The sequence below is a fragment of the Saprospiraceae bacterium genome (genome assembly GCA_016712145.1).
GTDB lineage: Bacteria > Bacteroidota > Bacteroidia > Chitinophagales > Saprospiraceae > Vicinibacter.
Genome location: JADJRO010000001.1, coordinates 1,670,621 through 1,679,589, shown reverse-complemented (window position 1 = coordinate 1,679,589; position 8,969 = coordinate 1,670,621). Strand labels below are relative to the sequence as shown.

Here is an 8,969-nt window from a genome sequence, read left to right as displayed (position 1 = left end):
TACAAAATAGTAGTCAAAATTTTGAATATAAGTAAATTCAAAGGATTTATTAAATTTGAATATTTAACACCTAATAATTAATACTATGAGAGATTACACAAAACTTGATGCATTTAATTTGTCCGATGATTTAGTATTGGAAGTTTATAGACTGACCAGCCAGTTTCCAAAGTTTGAACTATATGGCTTGACTTCTCAAATAAGACGGGCTATTATTTCTGTGCCATCAAATATTGTCGAAGGAAACTACAGAAATAGCCAAAAAGAATATTATAGATTTCTTGAAATAGCCTTCGCTTCATTAAAAGAATCTAGATATCAAATGAATCTTGCATCTAGACTTAATTACCTTGAACTTAAAGATTTTCAATCATGTGATGAAAAGTTTCAAAGAGTTGAACATGTTTTATTTGCTCTGGTTAGGAGTATGAAATGTTAGTTCCAGGCACATGGCCAAATTTTATGGAATGTAAGGGATAAATAGAATTTTTCAGTTTTACAGGCCCCCGAAAAAACATAAATCATTTAGGTCCACCTTTCAGCCGTCCAGCCGTCCAGACCTCCAGTCGTCCAGACCTCCAGTCGTTCAGTCGTCCAGACCTCCAATCGTACAGTCCATCCTCCAGTCCTCTAGTCGTCCAGTCGTCCAGACCTCCAGTCGTCCAGCCGTCCAGTCGTCCAGACCTCCAGTCGTTCAGTCGTTCAGTCGTTCAGTCGTTCAGACCTCCAGACCTTTTCCGACTAAAACATTCCAATATTCAAAGTATGCTGCAACACTTCATTCATATCTTTAACATAAACAAAATCTAAACCTTGCAGATGTTGAGGATTTACCTCTTCTATATTTGCTTTGTTTTCAGCACACAATATGATGGTTTTAATACCAGCTCGTTTTGCAGCCAATACTTTTTCCTTGATTCCACCAACTGGTAATACCTTTCCACGCAAAGTAATTTCTCCGGTCATTGCTAAAAAAGATTTGATCGGTTTCTTTTTAATTGCAGAACAAATTGAACTCAACATGGTGATACCAGCTGAAGGGCCATCTTTAGGAATCGCACCTTCCGGAACGTGGATATGAAAATCATAATTTTCAAAAAAGTCAGTTTCAATTTGCAATTCTTCTGCATGCGCTTTAATAAAACTCAGCGCAGTGCTGGCAGATTCTTTCATTACATCACCGAGATTTCCAGTCAGCACCATTTTACCTTTACCCTTTGAGATACTCGTTTCGATATATAAGATATCACCTCCAACACGGGTCCATGCCAGTCCAATTGCCACACCGGATGGCAGATTCTCTTGATAATTATCGTTACTGAATCGAGGTATGCCGAGGATTTCTTTCAGCCCTTCTTTTTTAATCGTAACATTTTTCTTTTTATCCATCGCAATGGTACTTGCAGCTTTGCGCATCAAGGATGCCAATTGCCTGTTGAGTCCACGCACACCGGATTCCCGGGTGTATTCCTGTATAACGCGTTCCAACACCTCATCACTTAATTTAACCTGATTTGCTTTGAGTCCATGATCGCTCAATTGTTGTGGAATCAAATGATCTTTAGCAATTTCTATTTTTTCTTCGGTACTATAGCCCTGAAGTTCTATAATTTCCATGCGATCCATTAAAGCGGGTTGGATAGTACTCAATGAATTAGCCGTTGCAATAAACAATACTTTTGACAAGTCAAATTCTAAGTCCAGATAGTTATCATGGAAACTGGAATTTTGTTCGGGATCCAACACTTCCAATAAAGCAGAAGATGGGTCTCCTCTAAAATCTTTTCCAACCTTATCAATTTCATCTAAAATAAAAACAGGATTTGCCGAACCTGCTTTCCGAATGGATTGAATGATTCGACCCGGCATGGCACCGATATATGTTTTTCGATGTCCTCGAATTTCAGATTCATCGTGCAAACCACCTAATGACATGCGAATGAATTTTCGATCCAAAGCTTTTGCAATTGATTTTCCCAAAGAAGTTTTACCAACTCCCGGTGGACCAACCAGACACAAAATCGGAGATTTCATATCTCCTTTTAATTTTAGAACTGCTAAATGTTCGATGACCCGTTGTTTAACTTTTTCCAATCCTTTATGATCGGCATCTAAGATTTCCTTGCTCTTTTTTAAATCATAATTATCAGTAGTGTAATCATCCCAGGGAAGGTCAACCAATAAATCCAAATAATTCATTTGCACCGAATATTCGGCAACCTGGGGATTCATCCGTTTTAATTTTGCAACTTCTTTGTCATAATGATCTCTGACTTGTTTAGTCCATTTTTTTTCAGATGCCTTTCTGTTTAATTCTTCTATGTCTTGTTCTTGTGGATCTTGACCAAGCTCTTCTTGAATTGTTTTTAATTGTTGATTTAAATAATAATCCCGTTGTTGCTTTTCTAAATCTGTGCGTACTTTGGATTCAATCTGGTCTTTGACTTCCAACAATTGCATTTCATTATTTAAGTAAACCATCAAGGTTTCAGCTTTTTTATGTAAGTCATCCATTTCCAACAACTCTTGTTTTTGTTCGATTGGAATGTTGAGATTGGAAGAAATAAAATGCAATAAAAACCGATCGTTGTTGATATTCTTTAAAAGCAGTTGCGCTTCATTGGGTATCTGTGGAGATAGTTCGATAATTTTACGAGATTTTTCCTGAATCGAACTGATCATCGCTTGATATTCCAGATCTTTCGAACTAGCGGTATGTTCTTTTTTTGCAATGCGCGCTTCCAGGTAGGGTTCTTCTTTGGTCCATTCGCTAATCTGAATGCGTTTCCGACCCTGAAGAATAACAGTTTGTCCACCATCCGGCATTTTAAGCAGTTTCACAATGCGCGCAACCGTTCCTGTTTGATATAAGTCCTTAAATCCAGGATCTTCTGTCCGATGATCGAGTTGGGTTAATACAGCTATGTATTTATCAGTTTCTTGGGATTTTGCCAATGCACGAATGGATTTATCTCTTCCTACTGTGATCGGAATGATCACTCCAGGAAACAAGACCGTATTTTTTAAGGGCATTACCGGCAAGACATCGCCATATTTATCTTCTCGTACCGGTTCTTCATCTTCCGCAACTGCAACAAAGGGAAGTAACTCTTCATCTTCTTGCAGTTTTGAATCAAATATTATATTATTAAAATTCATAATGTATAATTCGTTGTTATTTATTAAACTCGAAAGGCAGTTTAATTTTATAGTCAACAGCCGTGCCATACGAGTTAAGGCCGAATTAAATGACAAAAAGGCCAATTATTTAAGACAAAATGACAAGATTCAATTACGATTTACAAATTACGAATTGAAAATTTCAGTTTTTAATAGCTTTAAATTTGTAATCCGTAATTTGTAATTCGTAATTGATTTCAAGGTGCCAAACATGCAATCGTCCAAAGTCCACCCTCAAGGCTGTATTGAAATCGATCGTGCAAACGATTTTCTCTGCCTTGCCAAAATTCAAAATAATCAGGGATTAATTTATACCCGCCCCAATGTTCGGGACGTTGCACTTTATCTGGATTTTCTTCAAAAAATTTAATCGCCATTTCCAATTCATCCCGGTGTTGGATCAATTGACTTTGAGGAGATACAATGGCTCCAATCTGACTAAAAAATGGACGCGACTTAAAGTAAATTTCAGATTCCTCCGAACTGATTTTTTCAATCATGCCTTCGATACGAACCTGACGTTCAAACTCTTTCCAAAAAAACAATAAACAGGCATTGGGATTTTGAGCTAGTTGCTTTCCTTTTCGACTGTTATAATTGGTAAAAAAGTAAAAATGACCGTTTTCTACATTTTTAAGTAAAACAACCCGAGAGGAAGGACGTCCTCGATCAGATACTGTTGATAAGATCATCGCATTCCCATCCGGCAACTGGTTTTTTAAAACTTCTTCAAACCAACTGGCAAACTGATCCACCGGATCCAATAACAACTGATTAAATTCTAATGTCGAATGTTTGTATTCTTTGCGTAAAGGATCCATGTTAAATAAATTACGAATTACGAATTACGAATTACAAATTACAAATGATTTAATAAATGTAGTATAAAAAATTATTTTTTATACTACATTTTTAATCGAATCCCAATTCCCAATTCGTAATTGATTCCTCCATTCGTAATTCGTAATTTGTAATTCGTAATTGACTATATCCTTCCCATGCTCTTATCCAAATCTACTTTCGCCTGGATCAAATTAATTTGTGCATCCAGTAAATTAGCTTGAGCCTGGTAGAGATCCCGTTCAGCATTACTTAATTCTAAACTGGAACCAACCCCTTCTTTAAATTTTATTTTGGAAGAATTGTAAATACTTTCCGCAAGTGTTACCGTTTTCTTTCTGGATTCAATGGTTACACTGGCATTTAAGTATTGAATTCTAGCATTTTCAAATTCCAATTGTGCTCCGCTTTCAAATTCTTTTTGTTGTAATTTCGTTTTATCCAACAACATTTTCGCACGGATGATTTTACCTTTTTTATCAAAGCCATCAAAAATCGGAACGCTTAAATTCAGTCCTACTAAACTTGTTGGAAACCAATCATTGTCTTTTGAATCAAACAATTTATTGCGTTGTAAACTTTCTTGAATACTTGCAAATCCATACAAGGAAGGCAGGTAAGCCGTTTTGTAACGTTTGATATTTATTTCTGCCAATTGCAATCCTTGTAAAATGACTGGGTATTCTGGTCGAGCATTGTAATTCAATTGGATGGACGGATCCATAATTTCCAGATAGGAAGTATTCAACAGGTCATTAAGGGTTTCACTGAGTGTAAGCTCTTGTTCATATGGAAAATTTATCTGAAACTTCAATACGTTAATAGTGATGTTTGCCAATCGCTGCAATTTTTCTTTTTCCGTATTCAGATTTTGAAGGGACAATTCGGTACGATCAACATCTAATTTTTCAATCAAACCGGATTTATAAAATTCATTCAGATCTGAATTTACTTTTTGTAAATTGGAAATATTTTTAGTCAGTATTTTTAAATTTTCCTGAATAGCCAATGCTCCCAAATACGCTTTGGTTACATGATATTTAACTTCAGACTCCGTTTGGTTGATTTGTTTTACGATCAGGTCTTTATACAATCGTTGTGCTTTTAATCCAACAAAAAAGGAACCATCAAACAAGAGAGTAGAAAATTCCAAACCTGCAGTCAGATTGTTTTTAGTTCCAAATTGCACAGGTACGCCGGGTCCGGCATCAATATCCCGTCGAGGTAAAAGATTTTCATCAAATAACACATCATAGATTGCCGGACTAATAAAATTAGGGAATATACTGGTGGGCAATTTTAAAAAGTAATTATAGGAAACGGATCCGGATAGTTTGGGCAAACCAATCGCATAATATTCTTTTAGCTGTCCTTCAACATCCTTAATATTTAATTTTTGAATGTTTAAATGTTGATTATTGATTTTTGCATACTCAATGGCTTCTTTGAGACTAAAACTTTTTTGTGCAGTTGCCTGATTTAATATCGAAAACACAAAAACTGCCAGAATTAGAAAATGCTTCATTCAGAAAATTTTACAAAGATGATTAGAAACCGTTTGAATCAGACTTTATTAAATTCTGATTAACGTACGGATAGTGACTTTTATAAAAAGCCATGGAATTAAAACTAATTTTACGCCCTGATGTTTACAAAAACAGCTGAAAATGAGGATTTTTTTAGTCAGTTGGGCTATTTTGACAGGTGTTTGGCTATTTGGATGCCAGGAATCTGCTTCCAAAAGCGATCAACGTTCTGTGCCTGACGGATCAAGCTTGTTTCGTCGCTATTGTGTCAATTGCCATGGTCTTGATGGATCCTTGAAAACCAATGGAGCCAAAGACCTCCGGTATTCAATATTAAGCCTGGAAGAGCGGATTTTAATAATTTCTGAGGGTCGAAATGTGATGACTGGTTTTAAAACCATTTTAGAAGAATCTGAAATTCGGGCACTGGCAAAGTTCACACAGAGTCTAAATCAAACTCCGGCGAATGGACAATAAGTCAATATTTTTGACAGGTGCCAGTGGCTTGTTAGGTAAGGAGATTCTAAACCAATTGCTAGCTTCCAGTTATTCTGTTAAACTACTTACCAGAAAGCAACGGGGAACGACCTCACCTACGCAGGGAATTATTGGAGATTTATTGGATCCGGTTTCTTATGATTTCGCATTGGAAGGCGTTGATACCATCATCCACAGTGCTGCAATGATATCCTATAATTCAAAGGATCGCAAGCAATTGTATCAGGTCAATGTTGAAGGCACCCGCTCATTGATCAATGCGGCGCTATTTTATGGTATCAAGAATTTTATTTTTATAAGCTCCGCAGCGACCATGGTTCGCTCCGCAGATGAATTGTTGGTATCTGACCAGGCTGTTGGACAACCCGTTTTCAGAAGCTATTATGCAGAAACTAAATACCTAGCAGAATTGGAAGTTTGGCGCGGGGCAGCAGAAGGATTAAACGTATGCATCCTCAATCCAAGTTTAATTCTAGGGGATGCATCCTGGGATCAATCTTCCATGCAGATTTTTCAAAAAGTTAAGGCCGGTCTTTCCTTTTATCCTCCCGGAAATGTGGGTTTGATCGCAGCTGATGACATTGCAAACATTGTATTGAAAGTCCTCAATGAAAATCTATGGAACAAACAATTTTTACTCAATGCAGAAAGCTGGACTTACCAGAAATTTTTAAACACCATTGCAAAATCTTTGGGTCAAGCACCCATTAGTAAAAAAGCGAATAAATTTACTGCACACCTCTTGTCTTTTATCGACGGGATTGCAGCACGAGTGGTAAACAAAAAATCATTGATAAATCAGGAAACCATTCGGACTAGTTTCAGCAGCTTACGTTACGTGGACCAGTTCAGCCGAACGATTCTACAACCGGAATACCAACCAATCGAAGATTTGATTTACAAACTTGGCAAGAAATCAACTTTAGATTCTAATTTAAATTAAGCTTTTTAATTTAATTTTTATACACAAATTATAGAAATTCAATATAATATATATATTATATAATAAAATATGATTGCGATCTTCCTGCATTCGTTAATCAATTGTAAATTTATAGTTCAATCAAAAAACTATTATATGAAGAAAGCTTTACACCTTTTATTTTTTTTACTTTTTTTCTACAACGTTAATAGCCAAAAAGTTGTGGTTAATTCACCTTCATCTTTGTATGGCATTTATCAATTTGGAAACACCCAACAAGGTACAGCAAGCCAATGGGGTGCTGATTTATTATCTAATGTTTGGACTGCTGATGCAGTATTAGTTCAAACAAACAGCGCAACAATCCCAACACAAGGTTGCGATACCATTGTAAACAAGGCAGCATTGGCCGGTAAAATTGCATTAGTTGACCGGGGAACCTGTAATTTTAGTTTTAAAGCACTCAATGTTCAAGATTATGGAGCGATTGCCTGTATTATTTTTAACAATGCACCTGGTGCAGGTGTAGCAGGTATGGCTGGTGGCACTTTTGGTGGATCTGTTACCATACCAGTCGTAATGTTATCTTATGAAGATGGTTTAAAAATTAAAGCTGCTCTTGCTAATGAATCAGTTAATATTTCAATTGGTAATATTAGATTTTCTAATGATCTTTCTACTAATAATAGACCAGGTATTAGCCATGCTTCCTTTGGAACCTATCCATTTTCGTGGATTAAGAAAACAGGTGATTATCAATTAATTCCGGGCTCAACAGTTAAAAATGTTGGGAACAATTTAATTTCTAATGCAAAAGTAAATGCAAAAATCAACTTTACACCTACTGGAAGTTCAACTAATGAGTTTTATAATAAAACTTCTGCTGATGGCATTTTTGTTGAAATAGATTCAGCCTATGATATTATTCTGGATTCTCAGGACTTATTAGGACATGCTAATTCAACTGGGAAAGGGATCATTTCCTATGTGATCAGTTCTGATAGTTCAGAACAAATTTCAATTGGAGATAATTCTGCTACATCAGAATTTTATTTATCTAATAATATTTTATCAAAATCCAGACTAGCTGCTGATGGAAGAAACCCATTTATTACGAATAATTATCGTCGTGGTGATGGGACCAATGCTGAATATATGACAGGTTTTAAAATTCCTTATGGTAAAGGATGCAAAATTGATTCCATTCTATTCAGTTTGGCATCAGTTGCTCCTGCAACATTAGCTGGCCTAACTCCAGAAGCAAATTTATATGGATGGCAGGACTTAAATGCAGATGGTGATGCTTCAAATGATGAGTTAAGCTTCCTTGCTTTAGGAACCTATACCTTTGACGCCGGTGATACAAGAACTTCAGCAATAGCTAGAGTACCATTGGAGGATTTTAATACCAGTGAGGCCGGTTACACTATTCCTGATGATAATATTAATGTTTTTGTGGGGATTAGATATTCAGGTACAGATCAAGTTCCATTTTTTGGTTTTGACGAAGGAATGGATTATACTTGGAATAATGGCTTATTAAATGCTGCCGGACAGTTAACAATAACAGATATTCCTTATCTTGGTATTTCAAGTTATGATCCCAATACCGGCGTCCCTGATGTAGACAATGCATTTTCTTTTACAAATTTCGAAGGTGCCTTAGCTGCTTCTTTAGTTTTTTCCGGTAATTGTTTTGTTGTTAGTTCTAAAAATTTGGAAGAAATAAACGCTCAAATTACTATTTCACCCAATCCAGCGCAGGAATTTTTACAAGCACAAATAAAATTGCAGGAATCTACTTCAAAATTAAGTTATAAGATATATAACAATTTTGGCAAAGTTATTTATACAGGAGAGAATAAAATAAGCTCAGATCAATATTTAGAGCGTGTTAATTTGAATAATTTCGTTTGAGGTATTTATTATTTCCAAGTGATTTCAGACAAAGGACAAAAGTCAATATCATTTGAAGTCATGAAATAATTCGTAAAATTGATAGA

The 8,969-nt window shown here is 35.9% G+C and carries 7 protein-coding genes; 4 read left to right on the top strand and 3 right to left on the bottom strand.

Annotated features, from left to right (window positions below; genetic code table 11):
- Nucleotides 1–85: 85 nt before the first annotated feature.
- A complete protein-coding gene (locus IPK91_07190) occupies nucleotides 86–439 on the top strand; it encodes a four helix bundle protein (protein MBK8297049.1) in 354 nt (117 codons plus the stop codon).
- A 302-nt stretch (nucleotides 440–741) separates the two neighbouring features.
- On the opposite strand, the gene lon is transcribed toward IPK91_07190, so the two are convergent.
- From lon to IPK91_07175, 3 genes are all read right to left on the bottom strand, one after another.
- Nucleotides 742–3,159, bottom strand: a complete 2,418-nt coding sequence (gene lon / locus IPK91_07185) for an endopeptidase La (GenBank protein MBK8297048.1) — start codon at nucleotides 3,157–3,159, stop codon at nucleotides 742–744.
- Nucleotides 3,160–3,377: 218 nt separating this feature from the next.
- Nucleotides 3,378–4,001 carry a pyridoxamine 5'-phosphate oxidase gene (pdxH, locus tag IPK91_07180; protein MBK8297047.1) on the bottom strand — a complete coding sequence of 208 codons (624 nt, stop codon included), beginning with the start codon at nucleotides 3,999–4,001 and terminating at the stop codon, nucleotides 3,378–3,380.
- Between the two features lie 164 nt (nucleotides 4,002–4,165).
- The gene (locus IPK91_07175; protein MBK8297046.1) at nucleotides 4,166–5,545 is read right to left on the bottom strand and encodes a TolC family protein; all 1,380 of its coding nucleotides are present in this window, start codon (nucleotides 5,543–5,545) and stop codon (nucleotides 4,166–4,168) included.
- Between the two features lie 142 nt (nucleotides 5,546–5,687).
- Here IPK91_07175 and IPK91_07170 point away from each other — a divergent pair, with 142 nt between their 5' ends.
- From IPK91_07170 to IPK91_07160, 3 genes are all read left to right on the top strand, one after another.
- Complete coding sequence (locus IPK91_07170) at nucleotides 5,688–6,023, top strand: cytochrome c (GenBank protein ID MBK8297045.1); 336 nt, start codon at nucleotides 5,688–5,690, stop codon at nucleotides 6,021–6,023.
- The gene (locus tag IPK91_07165) at nucleotides 6,013–6,987 is read left to right on the top strand and encodes an NAD-dependent epimerase/dehydratase family protein (protein ID MBK8297044.1); all 975 of its coding nucleotides are present in this window, start codon (nucleotides 6,013–6,015) and stop codon (nucleotides 6,985–6,987) included. The genes IPK91_07170 and IPK91_07165 overlap by 11 nt, the downstream gene beginning before the upstream one ends.
- A 135-nt stretch (nucleotides 6,988–7,122) precedes the next feature.
- On the top strand, nucleotides 7,123–8,883 hold the full coding sequence (locus IPK91_07160; GenBank protein MBK8297043.1) for a hypothetical protein: 1,761 nt from the start codon (nucleotides 7,123–7,125) through the stop codon (nucleotides 8,881–8,883).
- Nucleotides 8,884–8,969 lie beyond the last annotated feature (86 nt).

Coding starts and splice junctions, on each gene's coding strand:
- IPK91_07170 (MBK8297045.1), top strand. CDS start 5,688: ATGAGGATTTTTTTAGTCAGTTGGGCTATTTTGACAGGTGTTTGGCTA.
- lon (MBK8297048.1), bottom strand. CDS start 3,159: ATGAATTTTAATAATATAATATTTGATTCAAAACTGCAAGAAGATGAA.
- IPK91_07160 (MBK8297043.1), top strand. CDS start 7,123: ATGAAGAAAGCTTTACACCTTTTATTTTTTTTACTTTTTTTCTACAAC.
- pdxH (MBK8297047.1), bottom strand. CDS start 4,001: ATGGATCCTTTACGCAAAGAATACAAACATTCGACATTAGAATTTAAT.
- IPK91_07190 (MBK8297049.1), top strand. CDS start 86: ATGAGAGATTACACAAAACTTGATGCATTTAATTTGTCCGATGATTTA.
- IPK91_07165 (MBK8297044.1), top strand. CDS start 6,013: ATGGACAATAAGTCAATATTTTTGACAGGTGCCAGTGGCTTGTTAGGT.
- IPK91_07175 (MBK8297046.1), bottom strand. CDS start 5,545: ATGAAGCATTTTCTAATTCTGGCAGTTTTTGTGTTTTCGATATTAAAT.